Source organism: Paenibacillus sp. BGI2013, assembly GCF_002843485.1.
GTDB classification, from domain to species: domain Bacteria; phylum Bacillota; class Bacilli; order Paenibacillales; family Paenibacillaceae; genus Paenibacillus; species Paenibacillus amylolyticus.
This window is the reverse complement of record NZ_PJFA01000002.1, coordinates 173736-199151: the sequence shown is the minus strand read 5'-3', so window position 1 is coordinate 199151 and position 25416 is coordinate 173736. Positions and strand designations below refer to the sequence as shown.

Annotated in this window: 17 protein-coding genes; 6 read left to right on the top strand and 11 right to left on the bottom strand. The window is 47.1% G+C overall.

From position 1 onward, the window contains the following. Positions 1-93: 93 nt before the first annotated feature. A complete protein-coding gene (locus CXK86_RS04715; RefSeq protein ID WP_036611704.1) occupies positions 94-1056 on the bottom strand; it encodes an endo-1,4-beta-xylanase in 963 nt (320 codons plus the stop codon). A gap of 261 nt (positions 1057-1317) precedes the next feature. Here CXK86_RS04715 and CXK86_RS04710 point away from each other — a divergent pair, with 261 nt between their 5' ends. After that, the gene (locus tag CXK86_RS04710) at positions 1318-3612 is read left to right on the top strand and encodes a 5'-nucleotidase C-terminal domain-containing protein (protein ID WP_076252028.1); all 2295 of its coding nucleotides are present in this window, start codon (positions 1318-1320) and stop codon (positions 3610-3612) included. Between the two features lie 144 nt (positions 3613-3756). Here the strand turns inward: CXK86_RS04710 and CXK86_RS04705 are convergent, their stop codons facing one another. Next, positions 3757-4446 carry a hypothetical protein gene (locus CXK86_RS04705; protein WP_076252030.1) on the bottom strand — a complete coding sequence of 230 codons (690 nt, stop codon included), beginning with the start codon at positions 4444-4446 and terminating at the stop codon, positions 3757-3759. Between the two features lie 337 nt (positions 4447-4783). Here CXK86_RS04705 and CXK86_RS04700 point away from each other — a divergent pair, with 337 nt between their 5' ends. Then, positions 4784-5140 carry a hypothetical protein gene (locus CXK86_RS04700; protein WP_076252032.1) on the top strand — a complete coding sequence of 119 codons (357 nt, stop codon included), beginning with the start codon at positions 4784-4786 and terminating at the stop codon, positions 5138-5140. 222 nt (positions 5141-5362) lie between these two features. Then, positions 5363-6808, top strand: coding sequence for a DEAD/DEAH box helicase (locus CXK86_RS04695; protein ID WP_076252034.1), 1446 nt, complete (start codon positions 5363-5365; stop codon positions 6806-6808). A 79-nt stretch (positions 6809-6887) separates the two neighbouring features. On the opposite strand, the gene CXK86_RS04690 is transcribed toward CXK86_RS04695, so the two are convergent. Continuing rightward, entirely contained in the window at positions 6888-8300 is a 1413-nt protein-coding gene (locus CXK86_RS04690; RefSeq protein WP_076252036.1) for a DKNYY domain-containing protein, read from the bottom strand. Between the two features lie 245 nt (positions 8301-8545). On the opposite strand from CXK86_RS04690, the gene CXK86_RS04685 reads away from it, so the two are divergent. Together CXK86_RS04685 and CXK86_RS04680 are read left to right on the top strand one after the other, a co-directional pair. After that, complete coding sequence (locus CXK86_RS04685) at positions 8546-10414, top strand: AbfB domain-containing protein (protein ID WP_076252038.1); 1869 nt, start codon at positions 8546-8548, stop codon at positions 10412-10414. A 105-nt stretch (positions 10415-10519) separates the two neighbouring features. Then, complete coding sequence (locus CXK86_RS04680) at positions 10520-10669, top strand: winged helix-turn-helix transcriptional regulator (protein WP_076252040.1); 150 nt, start codon at positions 10520-10522, stop codon at positions 10667-10669. Positions 10670-10742: 73 nt separating this feature from the next. Here the strand turns inward: CXK86_RS04680 and CXK86_RS04675 are convergent, their stop codons facing one another. The 6 genes from CXK86_RS04675 to CXK86_RS31970 form a co-directional block, all read right to left on the bottom strand. Next, a complete protein-coding gene (locus tag CXK86_RS04675; protein ID WP_180361725.1) occupies positions 10743-17795 on the bottom strand; it encodes an InlB B-repeat-containing protein in 7053 nt (2350 codons plus the stop codon). Positions 17796-18257: 462 nt separating this feature from the next. Next, a complete protein-coding gene (gene minD, locus CXK86_RS04670; RefSeq protein ID WP_180361724.1) occupies positions 18258-19196 on the bottom strand; it encodes a septum site-determining protein MinD in 939 nt (312 codons plus the stop codon). A 258-nt stretch (positions 19197-19454) separates the two neighbouring features. Continuing rightward, positions 19455-20153: a response regulator transcription factor gene (locus CXK86_RS04665; RefSeq protein ID WP_036671783.1), complete on the bottom strand. Its 699-nt coding sequence runs from the start codon at positions 20151-20153 to the stop codon at positions 19455-19457. 4 nt (positions 20154-20157) lie between these two features. Next, positions 20158-22299, bottom strand: a complete 2142-nt coding sequence (locus tag CXK86_RS04660; RefSeq protein ID WP_101313493.1) for a sensor histidine kinase — start codon at positions 22297-22299, stop codon at positions 20158-20160. 269 nt (positions 22300-22568) lie between these two features. Next, the gene (locus tag CXK86_RS04655) at positions 22569-23162 is read right to left on the bottom strand and encodes a hypothetical protein (RefSeq protein ID WP_101313492.1); all 594 of its coding nucleotides are present in this window, start codon (positions 23160-23162) and stop codon (positions 22569-22571) included. Between the two features lie 99 nt (positions 23163-23261). Next, on the bottom strand, positions 23262-23414 hold the full coding sequence (locus CXK86_RS31970; protein WP_179086576.1) for a hypothetical protein: 153 nt from the start codon (positions 23412-23414) through the stop codon (positions 23262-23264). 16 nt (positions 23415-23430) lie between these two features. On the opposite strand from CXK86_RS31970, the gene CXK86_RS04650 reads away from it, so the two are divergent. Continuing rightward, the gene (locus tag CXK86_RS04650; protein WP_076252045.1) at positions 23431-24291 is read left to right on the top strand and encodes a GNAT family N-acetyltransferase; all 861 of its coding nucleotides are present in this window, start codon (positions 23431-23433) and stop codon (positions 24289-24291) included. A 51-nt stretch (positions 24292-24342) separates the two neighbouring features. Here CXK86_RS04650 and CXK86_RS04645 read toward each other — a convergent pair whose 3' ends face one another. Beyond that, positions 24343-24876, bottom strand: a complete 534-nt coding sequence (locus CXK86_RS04645; RefSeq protein ID WP_257467767.1) for a hypothetical protein — start codon at positions 24874-24876, stop codon at positions 24343-24345. A 196-nt stretch (positions 24877-25072) separates the two neighbouring features. After that, positions 25073-25342, bottom strand: coding sequence for a CD3324 family protein (locus CXK86_RS04640; protein WP_076252047.1), 270 nt, complete (start codon positions 25340-25342; stop codon positions 25073-25075). Positions 25343-25416: the final 74 nt, after the last annotated feature.

Sequence of the window (25416 nt, the reverse complement as noted above, 5' to 3'; positions counted from 1 at the left end):
ATATTCCCATGCTTAACATGTAGAACAGGCGCTATTTGGTGTTATATGATTACCGGATTTACAAAGGAAGCTCAGATTCGTGCAAACGCACGCTTAAGGATTGTTCGCCAGGTAATTTCTCAGCCATTGCATAGCCGGACGTTCTGTACCGTTGCTATTGACCAAGTGAGAGCCAGCCTGCCAGGTTTGATTCTGGTTGTAACCCCACAGCGTCACACCTTTAACAGCAGAGTGTTTCCACAGCACAGGGAATTTCTGCTGATAACGTTGCAATTGTGTATTATCGTCACCTGTCATATCCAGCTCGGATACATAGATTGGTAGCCCTGTAGCCGCAAGCTTGTTCAGTACCGTGTTCATTGTGTTCACAGAAACGTTGTCCATATTGAAGTAATGCGCCTGGATTCCAATACCATCAACTAGACCTCTGTTTTTCAAAAGGTTGATAATCTGGATATATTGGTCCGCTTTAGCAGGATCACCGATAATACCATATTCATTAATTAACAATTTGGAGTTAGGGAAGGCTTGTCTCGCCTGTTGGAATGACCAGATAACCCAATCCCAACCCGTTGCCCCATCTCCACCAATAGCATTGCGATAGGATGGTTTCGCATGCAGAGGTTCATTCACCACATCAACGAAGGCAGACTTCGAATACCGCTGTCCTGCCGCTTTAATCCATTGTGTCACTTCAGCCTTCTGATCTGCGGCTGAGAGACTGTTAATCCAATTTGGCTGTTGATTTCCCCATACGAGCGTATGGAACTTGAACGGAAATCCGTTGTTGTTAGCATAGTTGTAGGCCATGTCCGCCTGGCCCCAGTTCATCACGTTGCGTGTGCCTTCAACAGCATCCCACTTGGTAGAGTTCTCCGGAGTTACCTGATTCCAATATGGACTAAAATTCGAAGGAACCTGATTGGCAATAATATTGCCCAGAAATTTGCTACCTTTCGCCAGACCAGCGCTCACACTACCAACCGCAACAGAAGCAGCGAGAATCCCTACCAATGCCAGTGAGCCGACTGTTTTGAACCACTTAGACTTAATCAATGATTTTCCTCCTTAGAATTCATTTTTTGTAAAGCGCTTACAAACATCATTTTACTGGATAATTTTGGTTTTTAACACCTGTCAAATTATAGTATTTCATTGTAAAAAAATAGATTTAAATGCTTTTTCTGAAGTTATTCATAGATTCACTCTCTTAAATCCAACATAACTCTTACATTGGAGTTTACATTCACCAGATGTTTATCTAGTATGAAATGATACATATCTTTACACACACTAGATAACAAGGGAGATTACAACATGCGCAAAATTTCAACGAAACGTTTCGCCGGATGGCCTTTATCGTTCCTCTTATGTGCCTCCATTTTGTTCGCCCCTTTTGCTTCCACTCCGGTTCAGGCTGCTGAGGCAGACAAGGAGACCAAGATTACGTTGCTGGGTACATCGGATATACATGGTCGATTCATGCCGTGGGACTATGCTCTGGACGGTCCAAATCCAACCGGTAGCATGACACAGCTCTACACCATTGTGAAAAAAGTCCGTGCTGAGAATCCCAACACGATCCTGCTGGATGCAGGAGACATGATTCAGGATAACTCGGCTGAGTTGTTCAATGATCAACCTCAATCTCCCATGATGGTTGCAATGAACGAAATGAAATATGACGCATGGGTTATGGGTAACCATGAGTTTAACTTTGGACTGGACGTACTGGAGAAGATCTCTTCCCAATTCAATGGACAGCCTCTCGTGGGTAACATTTTCAAAGAAAACGGCGACCGCTACATGCCTGCCTATACGATTATCGAGAAAGACGGAATCAAAGTGGGTGTTATCGGAATGAACACACCTATGATTACCGAGTTCGAGAAAGGGACGGATCACCTGGACGGTATCATCGTCAAAGATCCTGTGGAAGAGACCAAAAAGGCCATTGCTGAGCTGAAAGGCAAAGTCGATGTCATGGTTGGACTCATGCATATGGGATTGGACAACGAGAACGGTAATCCGGGAACCGGAGTGACGGATATCGCCAATGCCAACCCGGAGCTGGCTGCCATTTTTGCCGGACACATGCATACTTTGATTGAATCCCAAACGGTTAACGGCGTATTGATCTCCGAACCGAATAAATATGGCTCACATATTTCACGAATCGATCTGACATTTGAAAAAGACGGCGACAAAGTTGTGCTGAAAAGCAAAGAAGCTCAAGCACTCGCTGTAAAAGCAGCAGACGGAACATATGAAGTCTCCGATCCTGCGCTGGAAGAGACTTTGCACCCATTCCACGAGTTCGCTCGTGCCGATGCCAACATTGAAGTGGCTGAACTGAAAGGAACGAACCTGGTCCCTGCTGATGAGATTAAGGGTATCCCTGCGGTGCAGATCCAGGAAACACTTTTGTCTGATTTTTTCACCGAAGTGATGTTGCATTACAGTGATGCCGACGTGGTCGCGCATCAGATTGATAACGACAAAGCCAAGCTGGATGTAGGCCCTATTAAGAAAAAGGATATTGCATTCAACTACCAATACACCTTTGGTGAAGTGACCGTATATGAAGTAACCGGACGCGATCTAATGGATTATATGGAGTGGTCTGCGGGGTACTTCAACTCCGCACGCCCGGGTGATGTGACCGTCAGCTTTGATCCGAAACGACGTGCTTCCAAATACAGCACCGATGATTTCTTCGGCGGCGTAACATATGAGATTGACCTGACCAAGCCATACGGTAGTCGGATTACAAATCTCAAGTACAGCAATGGATCCGTTGTCAAAGAAGACGATACGCTGAAGCTCGGTATGAATGCCTACCGGATGGAAGCGCTGATTGCCAAAGGTGGCGCCATGGAAGGGCGTAAGTTCAAGCAACTCTGGTCCTCCAAGGACGCCTCGGCATTTGGTGAAATTCAAGGCACGATTCGCAACCTGTCCATCGCCTATCTGAAAGATGTCATGGAAGGTGTCTACGAACCGAAGATTCAACGCAACTGGAAAATCACCGGCGTAGACCTGACTGCACCGGAGCGTGCAGATGTGGTGGAGTTAATTAACGATGGCATTATGTCTGTGCCAACAACGGAAGATGGCAAGTACACCAACATTGCCTCCATTAACATTTTGGATGCGGTGACTCAAGAAGAGATTGATACACTATCTGCCAAAGCAGGTGTGAGTGCAGCACAATTCGCAGGCGTGAAAAACAAGGGAGCATTCTATCAACAGCTGAACAAGGCTCGCAAAGCAGTAGGTAGTGGTGAGGGAGCAACTACTCCTACACCTGAGAAGCCGACAACGCCAACAGTACCAAAACCAACACCAACTCCAGGCACGTCGAAACCTGGTAAACCATCCACACCAAGCACGGGTAAACCAGGAACTGTCACCAAAGGCAAACAAGCCAAGGTTACTGCGGCTTACCTGAACGTACGCACTGGCGCTTCATCCAAAGCGAAGGTCGTTGCTGCGGTACCAAAGGGCACCCTGCTTGAGGTGATCAGTACAGACAAGTATGGCTGGGTAAAAGTGAAGCTGGATGGACGTGTAGCATTTGTATATGGGAAATATGTGAGTATTTTGAAATAGATACAATCGTGACGCACCACGCTTAACGAAAAAGAAAAAGGGCGATTCTCCCATGAATATCATGGTCGGGATCGCCCTTTGTTATGTTAAACGAATGGTTATGCGTATGGCCCTTCCTCTACTGCTCTAGGGGAATGAAGTCATTTAGCCTTGTGGTTGGTTCTTGATTTTATCCATAAAAGCGTTCAGCTGGATGCCATTCGTTTGTTCCATAAAATCACGCAATTCCTCCGATTCCCCCTCGTAGGCGGCAAGTACGTAGTCATCATCGACAATATAGTACGTGCCGTAGCGGGTGAACGAATATCCTCCCTGCTGTTCTCCGGTCGTCCCCTTTTTGACTACAGCGATAATCTTCATACCTGGTTTAAGTTCAGGCTCCACACCTGCGAAGTCAGCGTTGTAAAATAAAAAAGTATCCTCGGGTACATCATCTCCTGTTACTACTTCATTTACCTTCACCTGATAAGAGATGAATTCAGGTTGGTAGGATGTGATTCCATTAGCCCTAACCTTATCAGCCACCTTTCGTTCAGGCGTACCGGGTTTAGTCGATAGCTCCACACGAAAACTCGGCAACACCTTCACGACCTCCGCCACAACGACCCCATCCCCAAACGCCATGACCTCATTGAAGCTAACTTCTCTCATGTTAATCGTCGCGGGGACGCCAGTGGATAGCGGATATTCCTTGCGGAGTTCATTCATTCGATCAGAGGATAACCTGCCCCCTGCGGCATTAAACGATTCGTAAAAAGGGGACGAGCACCCGGATAGGCTGACCAGAGCCAGTACGATACTTAACAACCAACATGTCATCTTTACTCGCGGCATATCTTATCCCCCTTTTCCTGATAAAAAAATAAAACACAGACATCCATGTCTGTGCAGTCCATTAAAATTTCGGTTGTACTCGCTCCGGCCGGGTAATACGTAGTATATAAAAGTACCACTATTATAAAAATTCTTTCATGACTAGCGACATACGTGTAATATACGATTGATTATCCTATAGCTTTTTTACGGGTACCCATATGCTACCATATCCCATTTTTCAGTTCCAGCCTCAATGGAGTGATTTTTGTTCTTTATTCCATTGATGTAAAGGAACTTTGATGTCTCTAAGACCGTCCATACTTATAGATGTATTAAAAAGGAGGTGAGCAACTCGATGTCCATTTTACGAAGATTATTCGTATTCCCGTTTATCTTGCTTCTGCTAACGCTCGGATGCGCAGATAAATCCGAGGAACAAGGGAAAGAGAAGCCACATGTGCGAGGAATTATTACGGATTTTGAGGAAGAAAGAGGTCAGGTACTCATCGAGAATAAAGAAGATGGCGGTGTTGATTCTGGACCGATTTGGGTCTCGCTCAGCAAGGACGCCGAACTCATCATCGAAGAAGAGATTGTCACCGTCTCTTTGGATGAGACACTCGTTGGTCGAAGAGCAGAAGTGTGGATCGGTGGATTTATCAATCAATCTTACCCTCCCCAAACCACGGCTGTGAAGATGGTCATTCATTAACACCAAGCATATACGCCGATACATTTCGTTTCACGTGGAACGTTATGATACACATACGAATAGCAACGAATGTTGCTCCCTCAAATCAGAAATGATGAAAACAATTTACACACTCGAAGCATTTACTCCGTTAGCCTGCCTGCATATAGAGTATAATGAAGAGGTATACGATAAATGTACGGTGCAATAATTGTACAAAAACTAACGCAAAAGAGGTAAACGATGAGCAAGCAACAATTTAAAGATTATGGACTTGGTGAAGAGATCGTAAAAGCACTGGACAGTCTGGGCTATGAGACACCAACCGAGGTACAGACTAAAGTTATTCCGGTAGCACTGGAGAATCAGGATCTTGTGGTCAAATCACAGACAGGTAGTGGTAAAACAGCCGCCTACGGCATTCCGCTCTGCGAGCTGGTGGATTGGAACGAGAATAAGCCACAGGCTTTGATTCTTACACCAACCCGGGAACTGGCTTTGCAGGTTAACGAAGATATTACGAATATCGGCCGCTTTAAGCGTATTAAAGCAACCGCACTATACGGACAGTCCCCTTTTCATATCCAAAAAGCGGAGTTAAAACAAAGAACCCATGTAGCTGTTGGTACACCAGGTCGGGTACTGGATCATATCGAACGCGGCACGCTGCCACTCGAACGGATCGCCTATCTCGTTATTGACGAAGCCGATGAGATGTTGAATATGGGCTTTATTGAGACAGTACAGTCCATCATTCAGAAACTGCCGCAAGAGCGCGTAACGATGTTGTTCTCTGCTACATTCCCTGAAGATGTAGCCAAGCTGTCACGCAAATACATGAACAAACCGGTGGAGATCGAGATCAAGGCAAGTGGACTGACAACAGCCACGATTGAACATGCTGTGATTAACGTACCCGAGGTGAACAAAACCGCACTGCTTCAAGACTTGTTCATTGTGGAAAATCCGGATAGCTGCATCGTGTTCTGCCGTACGCAGGAGAATGTGGATAAACTGTTCCGGGTTATGGCTGATCTTGACTACCCAGCAGATCGTATCCATGGTGGTATGGAGCAGGATGAGCGGATCGAAGTAATGAACGCATTCCGACGCGGACAATTCCGCTATCTGATCGCGACGGATGTAGCCGCACGTGGTATTGATATCACGAATATTACCCATGTCATCAACTACGATATTCCTTTGGAAAAAGAGGGATATGTTCACCGTACAGGCCGTACGGGTCGCGCAGGCAAAACAGGTAAAGCCATTACGTTGATTACACCGAAAGATGGCAGACGTCTCGCCGAGATTGAATCCTATATTGGATTCGAAATCCCTGTTGTGAAAGCACCTTCCGAAGAAGCTGTAGATCGCCGCAGAGAAGATTTTGAGAAGCGATTGAAGATTGTACCTGAACGCAAGAAGGACAAGCGTGAACAGTTGAACCAACAGATCATGAAGCTGAACTTCAACGGAGGCAAGAAGAAGAAACTTCGTGCCGTTGACTTTGTAGGTACCATCGCCAAGCTTGAAGGGGTAACCGCAGACGACATCGGGATCATTACGATTCTGGATAATGTGACGGATGTAGAGATCCTGAACGGCAAAGGCCCTCTCGTACTGGAGCTCATGCAAAACATAACGATCAAAAAGATGCAGCTCAAGGTTCGCAAAGGTCATAAATAGTTTGGTAAACACGGTCAAATAACTAGGAATTCAAACAGGGATAGTGGACTCTTTTCTAAGTCTACCATCCCTTTTTTCATTACCTCTTCTTTTTCCGCACTGTACCGCCTTCCACCGTATACCGAAATAGCGCATCTTCGGCGCCCCCGATATCATCCGTAACCATAAACGTCGCTGCATCTCCCGACTTATAAACCCCACCCGTCACAAAACTGAACACCACACGGTCGTCTTTGCCCCAATATTGATTCAGCATGACAAATGTACTTCCGTTGATACCTTTTACCGTACGGTTGCCATTGGCATTATACAGACCCTTCTGGTCCATTGCCCAACTCTGGGGATCAGCATCAAATAGATGTGTAAAGCTGGCTCGATCGATATGTTTATTCGGTTTACCCCATAGATACACACGATTGGCATCCACCGCCCAACTGCCGGAAGGTGTTATTAACTCAAACGTCGCTGCGTCAGCCCCCTTAATGATCTGAAGCACATCGTCAGGATGACCGAAGGGCTGACTTGTCCGAACAACCTCCGCACGATACACATGTTGCTGATCCATGGAAAGTCCAAGATGCTCCGTCCCGGCAAACGCTACAAAATGCTGAGCATCTGCCTCGTCGACACGGTATCCGTTGTAATACACATGATTGCGGTCACGACCAAAAGGTCCACCTAGCGGCTCGAACGTATCCGGGTCTGCTCCTTTTACAGTACGCCACTGAAAATAAACACGTTCCCGGTCCCGTGCAAACTGCTCATCAAGCGGTTCAAAGGTAGACCTGTCTGCTCCACGAACAAGGTTGAATACCGCTTTTGCTTCTCGATGTGGGGTACGGCCCCATTCTGTTCTATAAAAAATGGACGACGCCGTCTCATACCAATTGCCTCTGATTTGCATAGCGCCCTCTGCACTGTGGGCATAATTCGCATGCCACCAGCCATGTACGTCGGGATGATGTTCTTGCAGCCATGCCCTCACCTCATCCTTTTCCCCATTCGCATAGCGAAGAGAACTGGACAGATGGAACAGATGGTCCTTGTCGGTGCAATAGTCGTGATGAGCAATCACAGCATTCGTATCAATATCCTCAAATAGATGAAAATGCGTGCTGCTCTTTACATATAAATAACGTTGGTCCTGAGCAAAGTAAGGCGTATCCGGCAACAGCCGAAAGCTGCTCGGATCGGAGTCAGGCACGACCTGATCTTCCAGATAGACATACTGAGAGTCGAAGCAGTAATCTTCATCGATCACACGAAAAGCTTCCGTATCCCGACTGAACAAACTCGCCTTATTCTTGCGGGCATTGAACCACCATATTCCCTGACGATCACGCAGATAGGCGAAGGTCAACCATCCCTTTTGATAGGTAGAGATGACTTCAAAATCCTGAGCAGTAATGCCTCCCTTAATCGGAGTGTTCGTTCCATCCTCGTCATTATGCAATATCACCTGAAGGTCTTCATCTACAATAAACTTGTTCATGACGGTCCACCCTCCAACCATGATGTGAATTCAGTCTAGCTTTATTTTAACGTGTGTATTTGATCCACTCTACATAATCGTACTTGATATTTAGGAATATTTCCTCCGCTCTCACCGCTCAGCCACGATGAAATGAAGGTTTGTTCAGCAATGGATGGATTGTTCACTTGAAAAAGAGTCTGACCCAACTAAAATATAAATGAAAGCGCTACATTTAATCTGATATCTTTCGGGAGGTGTATGTAATGGGTAACAGGAAAGCCATCTGGTTTCTGGTCTTTGCACTCACGTTCACCCTGGTTGGACTTCATCCTGAACGAACAAGCGCAGCAAGTGTCACGATAACCAACGGTACCGATTGGCTCGACACCGCAGGTAACCCCATCCATGCGAACAGTGGCAACATTCTGCAGGTAGGCTCGACGTATTATCTGTATGGTGAACATGCGGTGGGCGGCAAGTTCGACAGCGTGAACGTCTACACCTCCACTGATCTGAAGAACTGGACTTTCAGCAACGCCATTCTGACAAAAGATTCCGCAACCGAGCTGGCCTCCAGCAAAATTGAACGCCCCAAAGTCATCTATAACGCCTCCACCAACCAGTATGTGCTCTGGGCACACTATGAGAATGGAACGGACTACAACCTCGGGCGTGTAGCGGTCGCAACAAGCAATACCCCGAATGGCAAATTCACCTATGAAGGCAGCTTCCGACCGCTGGATTATGAATCCCGTGACATGACCGTCTTTGTCGATACAGATGGCACGGGTTATCTGGTTACTGCTTCCCGCAAGAATGGCGGTGCCAATGATACGATGGCTATTTTTAAAATGAATGCAAGTTATACGGGAATACAATCCTTCGAGGGCTGGCTGTTCGAGAACGCCTATCGTGAAGCGCCTGCTGTTGTGAAAAAAGGCAACCGTTACTACCTCTTCACCTCCCAAGCCGCTGGCTGGTATCCGAATCAGGGTGCTTATGCTACAGCAACTTCCATGACGGGTCCATGGACTGCGCTTACGCCATATGGCAATCCATCTGCCTTCGGCTCGCAGATTCATGATATTGCTACGATTACAGGCAGCAACTCCACATCCTACATCTACATGGGGGATCGCTGGAATCCGATGAACCTCGGAGAGCACAAACATATCTGGCTGCCGCTAACCTTGAATGATTCGAACGGAACCGCATCACTGGAGTGGTATACAACGTGGAATATCGATGCAGTAACGGGTGTGGTAACACCGCCTCCTCTCGTCAATCATGCCCAAGGCAAAACAGCTACCGCCAGCTCCACAGCCTCCGGCTCATCTGCATCCAGTGTCAATGATGGCAACTACCAGACTTCATGGGTGGCTTCCTCCAATAGCTGGCCTGCCTGGTGGCAGGTGGACTTCGGCACACCAAAGACGATCACCGAGATCGACACGTCCTGGTTTATGTATAAAGGTTCCGAAGGGTACTACAAATACAAAATTGAAATTAGCAACGATGGTGTCAATTACTCCACCTTGGATCGCACCAATAATCTGACCTATGGCTTCACCACGGATGCCGTGCATTTCACTGCCCGTTATGTACGGATCAATATGGTGAACGCCGTCTTGTGGAATAATCCGGGGAACTGGTACACCCCAACCCTGCACGAGGTCAAAATGTTGGGTCCTGCAACACCAGAAGCCACAGGGTTCAGCCAGTTCAGTTCACACAACGTTCCGGATCGATACATCCGTCATGCCAATTACACCGCTCGCGTGGATGCCAACGTCTCCCCTGTTCTGGATTCCCAGTTCCGCGTCGTACCGGGTCTTGTCAGCTCCACAGGAATCTCGCTTGAGTCCATTAACTTCCCAGGCTACTTTCTGAAGCGTAATGCCAGCAACAAAATTGTACTTGAAGCTTACGCCAACACCGCCGCCTATAAGGGAGATGCTACGTTCCTAAGCAGTCCTGGTTGGGCTGATAGCACCAAAGTATCCCTTCAATCGTACAGTCAGCCCGGATATTACATCCGTCATTATGACTACGTGTTACAGCTCGATGCCATCAATGCATCCAGCAGCTCAACAGTGAAGAGTGATGCCACGTTTGGGCGAACCAATTTCTAAGCAAGATAATTGGAGATGAGGATGAGCCATCTACATCTACAATTTAGATCTCGGGAAAGGCCGTTTTTCAGGGTTCAAAACTGAAGAAGCGGTTAACGTGAAGGTGTGATAAAACGAGTTAAGTACGATCAAACCCCGCCCAAAGTGGAGTATTACTTAACCCACCGAGATAAAAGTCTAATGCCCATTCTGGAGGAAATCTGCAAATGGGGTGTGCATAACGTCCCAGAGACACAAACGCTGCATGAAATATAGTGAGTTATGTAATATATGCAAAAAAGCCTACTCCGATGGGAGTAGGCTCTTCTGCCAGTCTGATCTATCCAAGTTATTTGAAATTAGGATCAAACTTCATCACGTTCATTTTACCTTGTTCCTTATAACTCACATAGATGTTATCGGTGCTGTCTATGGTGATGTCTAGCTGAAGAACATCACCAGCGGAGAATCCGGCAGACCCTACGGGTCTCCAATCCAAATTCTCGTATTTCATCACAGTCACCCTGTTGCCGTCTGCTGCATCTCGATAAGCAACGTAAGGCGTTCCTTCGCTGTCAAAGGCCATATCTATGCTTCCTTCTTGAGATGAACCGACCAAGAATTCGGGAGTACTCACCTTCTCCCATGCTGTATCTTCTGACGGAATGGTGTGCGGATATTTCCACATTTCAACAACGTTGGAGCTGCTGAGATAGATCATATAAGGTACGCCAGATGGATCAAGCGCGGATGCAGCATCCATATTCGCAGTTATTAGATATGCTTTACGATCCAATTGTTTCCATGATCCATCTACCAAGCTATATCCTGTTGCCACAGGGGTACCAGTTAACCTGAATGGAGCAAATAAATACATGCCGTTGTTTGGTAATGGTGCGAGGAAGGCTCTTAGACCTGCGAATGCCTCTAGTCTCGCTTCTTGTTTCCATCCACTACCTTCATGATAACTCCATGACATAAGCATTGACGGTTCCGCAGCATTACCGGCCAAAATACCTCTAAACATCAGAAAAGGATTATCATCCTTATCGAAGGTAATGAAGAAGCTATCATTAACTTTATCCACTTTTCTGCTCGTCTTTCCATCATTCCAACTGAAATCAGAGATAGTAGATACTGGTCTCCACCACTTATGTTCATCATTATAATTCTTAAAGCTTACTTTACCTGAGCTATTCTTATAAGCAACATAAAGCTTGTCCTTACTGTCTATTCCGAGCGATATAGCTGAGCTCCCTAATCCTCCCGCTTTTTCAAGATCGCTTTGATTGCCAAAGGACTGCCACTTGCCTCCCTTAAATTGCATCACAAACACTTCGTAATTGTCCTTTATATAAGCCACGTAAGGAGTTCCTTGACTGTCGAAGATGACATTGGACTTACTATTCAAATCCAACAAGTCACCTACTTGCAGCCACGATGTCATCGTCCACTTCGCGTACAGGGTGATGTTTGACGTCACCGGCGTCATGAAGTCGTAGGCGATCTCCAGATCGCGATCGCTGTACCAACCTTCAAATCGATACCCTGCCCACTTCAGCGCAGCAGGTGCCACAGCTTTGTCGCCAGTAACCACCGTCTGACTACCTACTGCTGCTCCACCGTTACTGTCAAAGTCCACCGTGCGGCTGTTAAATGTCCACTTCGCGTACAGCGTGAGGTTACCCGTCACCGATGTCGTGAAGCTGTAGGCTTCATTCAGTCCAGCGTCGCTGTACCAACCGTTAAACACGTAACCCTCCCTCGTCGGTACGGCAGGCTCCGTAGCATTACCGCCGGTTTGCATATTCTGTTCAGCCACCAGTGATCCGCCGTTACTGTTGAAGGTGACCGTATATATAGCCGTCCACTTCGCGTACAATGTGAGGTTATTCATCACAGGTGTCATGAAGCTGTAAGATTCATTCAGACCAGCATCGCTATACCAGCCTTCAAATACATGCCCTGCACGGGTCGGTGCGTCAGGAACTACTGCCGTGTCACCTTCACTCACGGACTGACTGCTCACCGACGATCCGTTGTTACTGTTGAAGCTCACTGTGTAGCTGTTCTTTGTCCACTTCCCGTACAGCATCACATTGGCAATTACACCTTCTGTGAAACCATAAGGTATCATCAATTCGCTATCGCTATACCAGCCATCGAACGTATACCCTTCCAGCATCGGAGCGCCAGGAGCAGTAGCCACGGCACCTTCATTCACAGTCTGTTCTGTGACCAACGATCCGCCGTTACTCTCGAAAGTTACAGTGTAGGTAATCGGTACATATACCGTCCACTTCGCGTACAATGTCAGGTCTCCCGTAACCACCATAGTCGTGAAATTGTAGGCGTTCATTAGCTCACTATCGCTGTACCAGCCGCTAAACACATAGCCGTCTTTCGTCGGAGGGGCAGGAGCCATAGCCTTGACGCCTTCATTCACTGTTTGGGCATCTACTACCGACCCTTCATTACTCTCGAAGCTTATCGTGTAAGGGATCAGCCACTTCGCATACAGTGTGAGATCCGCCGTCACCGCTGTAGCGAAGTCGTAAGCATTCGTCAACGTGTTATCACTGTACCAACCGCCGAATACATAACCATCTTTCGTCGGTTCAGTCGGCGTACTAATCGTGGCGCCAAACCCTACAGTCTGAGCCGGCACTTCTTCGGACCCACCGTTACTGTCGAAATTTACAGTGTAGTCGTTAATTGCCCACTGAGCGGTAAACTGGACATCTTCAGCAGGCATCGTGGTCGGAGGCGTTGGCGACCAACCCGTAAAGCTATATCCCTGCCATGTCGGAGTGCCTAGACGCAACAGCATCGTCGCTCCGAAAGGAACATTATCCGTTTTATTTGTTGCCCCAGAACCGTTATAATCAACCGTCATTTGGTATACATCACGCTTATAATATACCTTCAACGCCGTTTTGCCGTTGCTCGTGATTAGATCCGTCAGTACCGAAATGCTGTCGTCCCGCACGAAGCCATCATAGGATCTCGGCTTGACATCCGCCAAATTCGCCTCGGTACCCGTAACTCCACGATACGATTCCGTATCTGCAACCGTATAGGTGTCACTTCCGATATTTTGCAGCAAGTACACGACCTGATAAGGCGTACCCTCTCTCCCCGTCCACTTCGCTGTATACGTAGTATCCTCAATCGGCATTGTACTTGGAGCTTCTGGCGACCAACCGGCAAACGTATATCCCTGCCTTGTCGGCACAGGTATACGAGCAGCAATGTTCTTGCCAACGGCTTCCGTTAGCGAGATTTGGGGCGCACCGGCATAACCCCCAACGAAGGTCATCTTTCGATTCTCCGGATAGTAATTAACTCTTACGACTGTCGAGCCGTCTCCCTTGATTAATACGCCGCTTACCGTTCCGGTCGCATAGCCCTGCTCCTTAAACCTGTCGGAGCTGATTCGAATCTCTGTGTCCGTTGTTCCAGTCCTATTTTCAGTATCCACAGGCGGAGCCTGTATTCTGCTGTTCGGGTCTAGCACATAATACTCAACCGTATACGGCGTATTCTTGTTCGCAATCCAGTGCGCGTACAGTTTCCGATCCTCCGCACCCATTCGGTTCGGAATCGTGATCTTCGTGCCGCCGGAAGCGGCCGTATACCAGCCGTCAAAGGTGTATCCTGGATATACCGGGGTGACCACACTGATTGGCGCGTTATAAGGAGCCGCCACAACCTGGGTCACTCCGCTGTTCTGTGGATCCAGCTGAAGGATGTAGTCACCCACTCTGGCAAGCCAGCTTAACTGAATCGTACGCTTGAGTGGCTCGGACATGAACGACGCCGGTGCCCCCTTCCAGGTGATAACCAGATTGCCATCACTCACCTGAATGTTCTTGTCCACCACTTCAATCATCCCGTTTGCTGCGTCATACTTGAAGTTTGGATTGTCCACCTGAATATCGAAATTCGAGCGATCATACGCCTGTTCATCCGTATCGCCTGTCTTCAAATCAAAGGTATTCATCGTGACCCACAACTCCGGTACAGCGATGGATGACGCAGAACCCGCCATGTTCACTTTGAGCGACTTATCCTGTGGATAGGCGAAGTCGTAGACGTTCTGTTCTTCTCCAATCGTATACAGTGGCCACTCTTCATCGACCAGCTCCACGCCGCCGGAAAGCGCTCCATCTCCTAATTGAGCGCCGAGTTCGACCTCCAAATAGATCCCAATCTCGACGAACAGGGCACCTAAAGACTTCGTGGTCTTCACCCCGCTAATATTTTTCAATTGATAATAGAAGTAGCCCCAAAGATTCACATACACACCGGGTTCTACAGCAAGCCCGATACTATTCAACTTGACGCTTCCAATCCCCGCTTTGACCTCCATATGAATACCAGCTCGTAAACCGATCGTCCCCATCACATAGAAGGTAAATTGGTAATCTCCGTCTCCCGGCAAGCTGACCGTATTGCTCGAACCACTGAAACTCAATACGCGCAAGCTAACCGAGTAGCGCTTCGCCATCTTATAGTAGAAATCTGCCCCCACCGTCAGGTTCACCTGGGCGCTGACCACAAACTCCGCTTCAAATTTGACTTCCACAATACCTAAAGCCACGCGTACGCTCTTTTCAAAAAGCTCTTTCTTGATTAACGGAACCCACTCCGTGTCTTGCTCCAACATCTCTTGATACTTTTCCTTCAACGATTCCGCATCTACGGCAGTATCCTGCACACCCGCCATTACCGCTTTAATCTGTGTCGCAATGTTCTGAACCTTTCCCAACCTGCCTGCGTTCTTCTCGCCCACCCAGTCATTCAGTGCATCATTTAACTTATCGTGTTCGACGAGAGCTATCTCTGCCGTGATGTTCATCCCGGTATAGCTATAAGCATCCAGATTCGCCGTAATTACATAATCATCAATGCTGTACCAGTAAGGAATTCCCCACTTTTTCAGCCAGTGCCCTTTCATATCCCCATTGATACCGAGGTCTAGGCTCATCTCCTGCACGAATGTACCCGTCATATGGATGACAAGATCGCTGTCTTCATTGATATTGACAACAATATCGGCACCCACTTGTAATGTAGCGCTTACGCCTGAGGTTCGGCCGTCAATATTCTTCAGCCTCGTGCCGAGTGAAGCAACAACGGTCAGCTTCTCCACACTTACCCGGCTCCCTTTACCGGACGCTAGGGAGGACTGAGCCTTGATCTCCTGAATTTCCTTTGTCTCCATGGCGATGTCAGACAGATAATCCGCGGCTTCATTGACGAATCCGCTGTCTCTCGCTTGCTGCTCAATTTGCTCTTCGAGCTGTGCAATCTGTTCTTTCGAAAACAGATCTTCGCCATCAATTGCTTGCTTCTGATAGATGTTGAAGACATTTTCAATATCTTCAATGGTGGCATCGGTATACGTAATGACGTCCATCTCTGCCTCAGGCGTAATCGACGTAATACGTCCATAACCGGTTACCTTAGAACCTTCTTCGGCGAATTCACCTTCATAGAACCCGATAAAGTCTCCCACATCGACCGTGGTCAGTTGATCCAAACCAAAGGGCTCGTACAGGCCGTCGCTGTAGTTCATCGCGGTATGATCGACCGTGATGGAATGGTTACTGGGATCTCCATCCGTATCTGCCTCTACGCTCACCGGTAGCACATCTGGCTTGAGCAACACTTGTTTGGCATCTGCGTGATCATAAGTGTAGACACTTGCATCTACTGACGTGATCTGGACATAGGCCACATCACCATCGTCTTCACCAGTCGTTTCGACTGTGCGCAGTTTGGGACTAATTCCCTCATAGATGGCTACGGTATCACCAACTTGAATCACCGTGCCAGTGCTTCCGGTGTACTTGAACGTTCCACTACTCGCATTCACTTCGGCGAGTGCATTTTCGCCGCCTACCGTCGTAGTAACGACTGAAATCGCGGGCGAATCGACATCTGCTCCATTTATCACCATATCCGAGACATCCGTGAACGGAATGTAGATCATGTTCGGATTGAGTGGAACATTCATGACTTCTTGTTTAGCAACGCTAAATACATAAATACTTGTCGTCGCGTCTTGGCCTTGGAAGGACAAACTGTCATCCGTCAACGTAAGTTGATATGTGTTACCTTCAACGAACTTGCCATTTTCGGCTGCTGACGATACCGTGAAAACTCCGTTCCCGCCAGAGACGGTAACCCCTTCGAATTCGGGATTCGCCGTATCCACGAAGGTCATCCCCTCTTTGACCTGGGATTCCGTTAGACTGCCCGATGAATCCTGCACCTTAATGGTGAAGTTCGGCGCGACATCCAGTACCGAATAGCTTGGTACGCTCTGTACGGCACGATCTATGCTATCGGTATACTTCGCATACAACTTCGTATCCGCAGTCAAGGTAGTGCCACTTGCGAAGATAAGTGAAAGATCACTATCCACAAACCACCCTTGGAAAATGTAACCTTCCTTTGTTGGGGCAGGCAGAGCACTTAGCACTTGCCCTTTCCGCACCTTCTGTGCAGTGACTGGCGTACCTCCGTTGCTCTCGAAGGTGAGTGTATATGTAGCCTCACCGGTGTTACCGCCTCCGCTGCCTCCAGACGTTCCGCCGCCACTATTACCACCTGCTGATGGCGTTGGTGTTGGTGTTGGTATCGGTGTCGGAGCAGGCGTAACCGGCGTTTGATTCTGATTATTCCACGCCTCTACAACCGCGTTGTTGCGCATGAAGAGAACCGCTGCTTCCGCGCGAGTCGCTTGCGCACGCGGATTGAAGTTCCCCTTTTCGTCCCCTGTGAACACACCGGCTTGCCACAGCTTGATGACCGCATCAGCCGCCCAAGGCGATACATCCCCGAGATCGCCCGGTTCTGTCGTGACCGGATTCTCGGTCTGATAAGGGATCTGTTCGCTTTCGAAATACCGCAACGTCATCGTCGCCATTTGCTCCCGAGATACGGTAGCATCCGGCGAATATTTCCAATCTCCTGTGCCATCGGTAATTCCCTTCTTAACCGCCCATTCGACATATGGCGCATACCAGCTGCCCGCCTGTACATCGGCAAAGCTCGAAGTAGAGTACGCCCCCGCATCGACTCCGGCCATCCGTCCAAGTGCCGTTACATACATGGCACGTGTCATTGTCCCCTTAGGAGAGAAGCTACTCGCGTTCGTTCCGCTGAATATGCCCTTCTCCTGCACATGGACGACTGCATCATAGAACCAGTCGGTGGGACTCACATCCTGGAATCCAGTGGATGTGGTTACTTTTGTCATCTGCATCGGCAGTTCAGCCGCTACTGCCGATTGCGCTGGTAATAGGGGCACGGCAGAAACTATTAAGCTGATCACCAGCATCCACATTAGGATCTGCCGGCTCACCTTCCATCCCTGTCTTACTTTCTTCACTTTCATTCATCCCTTCTATGTATAGATCAAACTAAGACCATCCAAAATTGGTTTCTAATCAAGCTAATCAACAAAGCCAGACTAATAGCGGATACCACTGACCCAGATCGGGATCATTGGTCTCCTGCAAGTCAGTTCGCTCGACACGCGGAGATCAAGCGAAAAAAATTTACAGATTGAATTCGTTCACCGACCTTCCTGATCAGTCGCAGTCGAATTGTGACACCGACACAGCAAATTATGTCGTTTTTTCTTCCGTATTTTATCATGCGAGATAGGGGCGCTTGTGAATTATAAAGAAAACTTTAAGTAAGCAACTACTCGCAAGTGAGAACATCAATGACATCAAAAAATAGCGGCGTAGGGAAGGTAACTCCCACACCACTCTTTCATGAATTCTTTAGCTCGTCTGCAGTCCATTCCAGATGATTCTCTTCTCAACGATTCATCTACCAGAAGCGACTATAACGAACTGCTCTTCCCCCAACGCAGTCTTGGAGGAAGTGAAAAAACACTAATATGCCTCTTGGGTTTCAATGAGATAAAAGGCTCCTGCTGATTCTTCGCCACATTGTGGGCGATATGCCTGAAGCGCAGCCCGCTTTCAAACTCGGGATTAAGCGCAATCGGAATGCCCTTATGTACGGAACGTATAATTTCTACATCGGCATGGATCACGCCAATCACACCGATATTGAGAATATCGATCATATCCTGCATCTTTACCGTTGCGGAACGAGCTTCCTGTCCGTCGGCCATATTAATGATGAGCTGTGGCGGAGCCGGAATCATATCTTCTAATAATCCGATTACGCGATCCGCGTCCTGAAGCGATGTACGATGAGGTGTAGTAACGACAATAGCCTCATCTGCTGCCAAAGCCGCATTCCAGAATCCATTTTCAATGCCTGCCGGCGAATCGATCAGCACATAATCATAGCCCTGGGCTATTTGCTGTACAACCTCGCCAAAAACTTGCGGATCATCGTGATGCACCGTGTCGTTACTACAGGAGATAAAGGACAAGGTACTGATTCGCTTATCTTTGACGATCACTTGATGTAAAGCACATTGACCCGTCAGAAAATCAGAAATATGATACCTTACCCTATTACTCAAACCAAGCGGAATATCCAGATTTCTCAATCCAAAATCAGCGTCGATCAGGCAAACGCTGCTCCCCGATAAGGCAAGGGCAGTCCCGAGATTAGCCGTGACCGTTGTCTTGCCAACTCCACCTTTCCCTGATGTGATACATATAACTCGTGCCATCGGAGCCACTTCCTTCTCTTCAAGTACTAATGCGGGACAGCAAGACAACCATTTCTTCACGTTGAATGTAACGTCCTCGTAGCTAATAATCAGTTGCAATTTGATGAAATATGTCGTTATATCGACCACAGTGATTTTATCATGATGGATTATCCTACTTGAGAAATCTAAAGAAAACTTTAAATCCGTGCGTATTGGAACGTTTAATTTTTCGGAGAGATGGCACATCATTTTGACGAGGATGGAAAAGCGCAGACTGGTGTTGAGGGATTCAATATCTTGAGTCGATTACGAAGCTAGTGGAAAGAACAAAAAATGGGCCAATAGCGTCAGATACTGCTCCAACGCCATTTTCCCATTTATAATAGACTACCCTTACTGCTATATTCATGCTTGTGACGTACTGTTAGAAACCAGCATATATCCGCTCCCCCGAACCGTAATGATTCGCTCGGGGTCGGCAGGGTCAGACTCAATTTTTTTGCGTAAATTACTGATATGTACAGCGACCGTTCTCGTATCCTCCAGACTTTCCATTCCCCAGATGATTTGAAACAACGTATCGACACTGACGACACGATTCACGTTTTGTGCCATATAGGACAGCAGACTGAATTCTTTTTTCGATAAAGAGATAGATGTACTCCCCATGTTGACGGACTGCGTGTAGAAATCCAGTGTCAAACCCGGTAACTCCAGCAGTTGTTCCCTTCTACCCGTCGACACTCTGCGAAGGTGAGCCTTGATCTTGGCCATGAGCACTCCCGGACTGAACGGCTTGGTCACATAATCGTCCCCACCATAGGATAATGCGCTAATTTTTATTTCATCTTCCTCTTGACTGCTTAGAAACACAATCGGCGCACTGGTGAGATTACGCGCATTCCTGCACCAGTCAATACCGTTTTCATTAGCCAGCAATATATCCAGTATAATTAAATCCGGCTCAAACGATGCAAGCAGCTCCATCGCTTCTGACCCGCTATGACTGCAGGTGGAGACAAATCCCTCCCTATCACAATACACCTGCACAATCTCGCATATATGAGGATCATCATCAACGATCATGATTTTGTGCGTGTCCATCTCATCACCCCTTTCCTTCAATCACCGTACAAGGAAACGTTACATAGAATGTCGCCCCCATCTTGCCGTCGCTCTCCGCTCGAACCATGCCTCCGTGCGCTTGTACGATTTCCCTGCAAATTGCAAGCCCCAGTCCACTGCCCTCTATGCCCATTCCCGGCCGATCATATCTGTAATTACGTTCGAAGATTTGCTCAAGCTGATCCGGAGGAATCCCCATGCCAGAATCCCGTATGCTAATGACTGCATGGGGAGCATGATTCATCACTTCCACAACTAGTGCAATACGCACCAGCCCCCCGCTGGAGGTGAACTTCATGGCGTTTGACACTAGATTAAATAAAGCCTGCTCTATTCTTTTCGCATCCATCTCGACAACTGGCAAAATAGTTCGTCTATCCTCGGTATCTCCGATATCCAGTATGAAGTCTAATCCTGCGTCTCGCACTACCAACTCATATTGTTCAAAAAAACCATGCAAGAAAGGAATCATCTGAATCGGCTCCATTCGGTACGAGACCTGTCCGGTCTCCAAATGCGACAAGAAGGACAACTCCTCGATCATACGGTTAATCCTTATCGTGTTCTCCCGGATGTACTTCAGATATTGCTCATTGCGTTCCGGCTTGACCCTGTCCTGTATAGCTTCTACATATCCAAGCATGCTGGACAACGGCATACGCAGATCATGCGTAATATAAGCAAGAAGCTTCTTCCTCCCTTGCTCGGAGTGAAGCAGTCGGTCATACGAGGTTTGGAGATCATCATGCACTGTAGATAAGGCCCGTGTTCGCTCCTGAACGGTCTGTTCCAGATTCATATTCATTTCAATCAGCTTGTCATTAACGTCCTGTAATTCACGTGTAATTCTCTCTTCGTTCGATGCCGTCCTCGTAGATCGCGAAGACAGCAGAATCAGCTGCGCGATCGTAAATATCAATAAGCCAAGCGGAGATGTATTTCCAACTAGCGACCATCCGTTAAAATACAAAAAATCGTTGACAACCGTGACCAAAGTAACCACCGACACCAGCAGGAAGATCAGCGCTCCCTCCATACGTCGCACAGCCGCCTGAACCAGCCCGATCATCAGATAAATCATATGTAGAACTACCATCACACCGATTACCAGCAAAAATTTTGTATATATAATTGCAGGGGTTACCACTACAAGGATACAGAATGCACCAGTTACGATCCGGGTGCCAAGACGAAACCATCGCGACACATAATTCGGAAAAATACAATCAAAATACATGGTGATGATATAACCGCTGAGGCAAAGAATCAGATATTCGATCTTGAACTGCAATTCCCAAGGAAAATGAGGCAACCATTGTGTAAAGATAAGCTCGCCGTTGAACAAGGATCGAATACCAAGCAGTACAGTAAACAGGCCAAAATATAACGGAGCTTTATCCTTACGTCGCAGCATGAACAACAGCAGATTATACAAACCGATCACTAGCAAACTTGCCGTGATGAACATATCCCTGGCAAGATTCAGATTGGTCTTGATCGTTAGTACGTCACTGCCACCCAGCTCGATATCCTTGGTAATGCCGCCCCGATGATGTTGGAAGTTGGATACTTGCATGACCAGCTCTAACGTGTCGCTTTCAGGCTGAAAATACACCAGCTTTGTTTCCAGTTGCGGGGTCATGCTGTGCTTGTCCTGACCAACCTCACCAACTTCTGCCAGCAGCTCGCCATTGACCCATAATTTGTACGCATTAAAAATGCTAGGCAGCCGTAGAGCAAGCATCTCATCTCGATCCTGCTCGCTTAGATGAACGACCAGTCCAAAGGTTGCATAGCCTGTACCGGTCAGCCGCTGACCTTCTAACGGGTAGCCCAGCCAGGAGCTTGGAATGTTAATCCAGTGGTCCTGATTTCCTTCCCTTGCCGAACGAACCCGCATATCCTCAGGCGACAGCAGTTCTTGCCAATAGAACGCCCACTTCCCTGTTAACTTTTGCGGATTCGTACTAAGTTGAGCCTGCGTTAAATCCAGAATACCTTCTTCACTTTGGAGCCTAGGAGAGTCCGGCGAAGAGAGGACGACATAGCCTGTAACCAAACCAATAACAGCAGCAATGATATACAACCAAACCTTACGAGAACCGACTCGGAGAATCTCCCTCATGATGAACCCAACCCCATTCTACAAGAGCGCAATAAGTAAGTTGATCATCCAAATAATATCATCATTACAAGAGAATGTACCCTGCAAATTTCTAGCAGGTGTCGATAGCTAACATCGCGATGAGACCCTTTTGACGACGCGCGCTTAGCTGGGTACGCCGCCACAAAAAAAGTACGCACTTTGAAGTGCGCACTGATATGAAGGAGCATATTCGCAATGGATAATTCCAGCTCAATCTGTATGTGCCAGATTCACAGATGACTCATGCATTATAGTGAATTATTAATGATTTCTGTGAAGGGCTTCATGTTGTACGTATCATCCTGAATGCGCCATTCTCCCTGATCTTGCAAAAAGGTGATATCGCCTGATAGCGGAATGGACTTGAACTCCTTGCCGTTCTCGTCTGTAAATTTCAGATCAAGCGTGTATTCCACCAGAATCCAGTCGCTCTTGTTATCTTTGATCTTGGTTTGTATATTTTCAGGATGCAGTTTCGCTTGTTCGATGTGTGCAACCTGAAGAGGTAAGACAATATATCGATTAGCCATGTAAGCCTCATAATTCCTGGAGGTCAGGAACGGCTTCATCGTCTCTCCTTTGGCCAATAACCCTTCCATCTCTAACGTATCCTCATAGTCCTTGCCATCCACAGTGAGTTCTGTTGTCTTATACTCCAGCGACATTTCGAGCGCTTGTTGCTGCTCCTCCGCAGTCGCCTTCTGGTCCCCCGTATCACTTGGCTGTTCCGTTGCTGGTGGAGTGACGGGTTCAGTGCTTTCCGCTGGTTCAGATGATGTACATCCCATTAACATGGCGGCGGAAAGAAATAATATACCCATCACATATGCCAACTTGCGCATGCTTAACCCCTCCCTTTCTCGTCAGTATTACTCTCAATTATCCCTTCAATAGGATATAATGTCCAGTTATTGGGCGTATCTGAACAGACACCCAGTGAATTACATCCATTGGGTGTCATCTTCATCATAGATTGTGTTATAGTCATCGGGAAGTGATTTGGAGGAGATAATGATGATGATCAAAATTACAACTGGACCAACTCTCGAAGGACAGCGCCTGCGGGTCCAATAACTGCGTGTTTCCTTCAACAATGAAGGTGTGAAAGCTATGTCAACTTATCAAGTCGTTCCTATGATCTATGATTCCAAGGAACAGATTGATGCTATTATTTTACTCGAACAACAATGTAAACAGCTTGATTCCATTCATTTGAAAGCAGACCTTGACCATATTAGCAAAAAAGACGGAGACCATGCACTCCTCTGTTATCGCCACCGTGATTTGGTAGGACTCCTCAGTTGGTATCCATCCGACGGCGTAACGGGAAATATTAATGCCATCGTACACCCAGATTTTCGTCGCCAAGGTGTATTCAGCAGCCTACTGAACAAGGCCATCCTGGATATGAAACCACAAGGAATCAACCAACTCAGTTATCGCGTTCCTCAGGGATTATCTCCGGGTGTTCATACTGCCCAATCCCTCGGAGCCATTTATGATCGTGCGGAGTACTCGATGCAACTTGTGAATGAGGTCCTTTCGGTTGTGGAGTCACCTGAACTAACGTTGTCCTTGGCAGAAGCCGAGGTTATGGAATTTATGGTCACTTGCTCCTCCCAAGCCTTTGGAGATTCGGAGGACTGGACACGCGAGTACTTTATGCAAACAAATGAACCCAGCCGAGTCACCTATATTGTATGGCAGAATCAACTGCCTGTTGGGCTGGTACGGGTCAACTCCATTAATGCAACAACCGCATTTATTCATAACTTCTGTATCTTGCCTGCTTATCAGGGACAGAAACTGGGGCGCACTGCGCTTAGCATCCTGGTTGATCTCCTAAGGAAACAAAGTTACACAGATATCCGCTTATCCGTTGTTACCGAGAACAAACGTGCTTTGAATCTGTACCGCAGTGTTGGTTTTGAAGTAAATTCTGAGTATCACTATTTCAACGGTAGTTTATAAAAGGCAGTGGAGAGAGATATCGTTTTCCGCAAAGGGAGACGGTCTCTCTTTTTATATATTGGAGAATTGAAAAATCAATTTATAACCATCGAACGTTTGCCCGTACATCTCCCGATAGTTACCTTTGGTATAATTATTCACTGTTTTCCGCCAGAAAGATTGGCCAATCTTATTGTTCTCCGATGGATTGGTGAACAACTCCCAGTTTCCTATAAACATGCCAAAGATCGTCGATGCCGCGTGTTCAGCAACGCCTACACCTCGAAACGGCTGCATCAGAAAGAAGTCATTTACAAAGAAATTCGTGCCTTGTGAACAATATGGCGGAGTAGCTATGAACGCAAACCCTGCCGGTATGCCATCCACAATCATGAGGAACGGATAAAGACACTCCGGTTTTTCCCACCATATGTTCTGGACGTTATACTGATCCTGCAAAGTTATATAATCAGGACTTGGCTCAAAAATGCCATGTTCGTTCGGGGTATGCTCTCCACCCAGACCATAATGTCCGGATAGATCATGAAGGTATAGCGGGTACATATTTTTAATCACATACGCCTCGTCTTTATTCGTTAATTTCACTTCTATATTCATATTCACCAACCTTACCAGATGATTTAAGGAGTTAATTCATGAACTCTCACAGCATAACCTTCTACCGTCAAATGAATTGTACGCGTAATTAACAACCTCGAATATGTAAAAAAGCTTTAATAACTATTCTTTATTCTTACAGGAAAAAGCCACATTCGATTGCTCGAACATAGCTTCTATAGTTTCATCCCTTTTTGCAATACACAATTTTCTTGATGCTATCGATGGATAAGCAGTATTGGTCCGCAAGCTGATCGATGGTTGTCCCCGCAGCAAAAAGCTGGCGGATCTCGTCGTTCCGCTCCTGGACAACCCTTCTGCCACCCGAATTCTCGCCCCACTTCTTGTGGGCATCCTTGGGCCTCGGAATATAGATCAAGCCACCAGAGATATGACGCTGTATTTCTTTGAGTAATTCTTCCGGGAAGATTGTATCCGCATTAATATATTTCACGTTGCTCCACTCCTTAAAAGTTAAAATCTTTAAGGCAGCAGAGTCGTACAATGAACACATTGGATATGCACTAC

Bases quoted from the DNA above. Each gene is read 5' to 3' on its own strand.
- CXK86_RS04710 (WP_076252028.1), top strand. From the start codon at position 1,318: ATGCGCAAAATTTCAACGAAACGTTTCGCCGGATGGCCTTTATCGTTC.
- CXK86_RS04705 (WP_076252030.1), bottom strand. From the start codon at position 4,446: ATGCCGCGAGTAAAGATGACATGTTGGTTGTTAAGTATCGTACTGGCT.
- CXK86_RS04700 (WP_076252032.1), top strand. From the start codon at position 4,784: ATGTCCATTTTACGAAGATTATTCGTATTCCCGTTTATCTTGCTTCTG.
- CXK86_RS04695 (WP_076252034.1), top strand. From the start codon at position 5,363: ATGAGCAAGCAACAATTTAAAGATTATGGACTTGGTGAAGAGATCGTA.
- CXK86_RS04690 (WP_076252036.1), bottom strand. From the start codon at position 8,300: ATGAACAAGTTTATTGTAGATGAAGACCTTCAGGTGATATTGCATAAT.
- CXK86_RS04685 (WP_076252038.1), top strand. From the start codon at position 8,546: ATGGGTAACAGGAAAGCCATCTGGTTTCTGGTCTTTGCACTCACGTTC.
- CXK86_RS04665 (WP_036671783.1), bottom strand. From the start codon at position 20,153: ATGGACACGCACAAAATCATGATCGTTGATGATGATCCTCATATATGC.
- CXK86_RS04660 (WP_101313493.1), bottom strand. From the start codon at position 22,299: ATGAGGGAGATTCTCCGAGTCGGTTCTCGTAAGGTTTGGTTGTATATC.
- CXK86_RS04655 (WP_101313492.1), bottom strand. From the start codon at position 23,162: ATGCGCAAGTTGGCATATGTGATGGGTATATTATTTCTTTCCGCCGCC.
- CXK86_RS04650 (WP_076252045.1), top strand. From the start codon at position 23,431: ATGTCAACTTATCAAGTCGTTCCTATGATCTATGATTCCAAGGAACAG.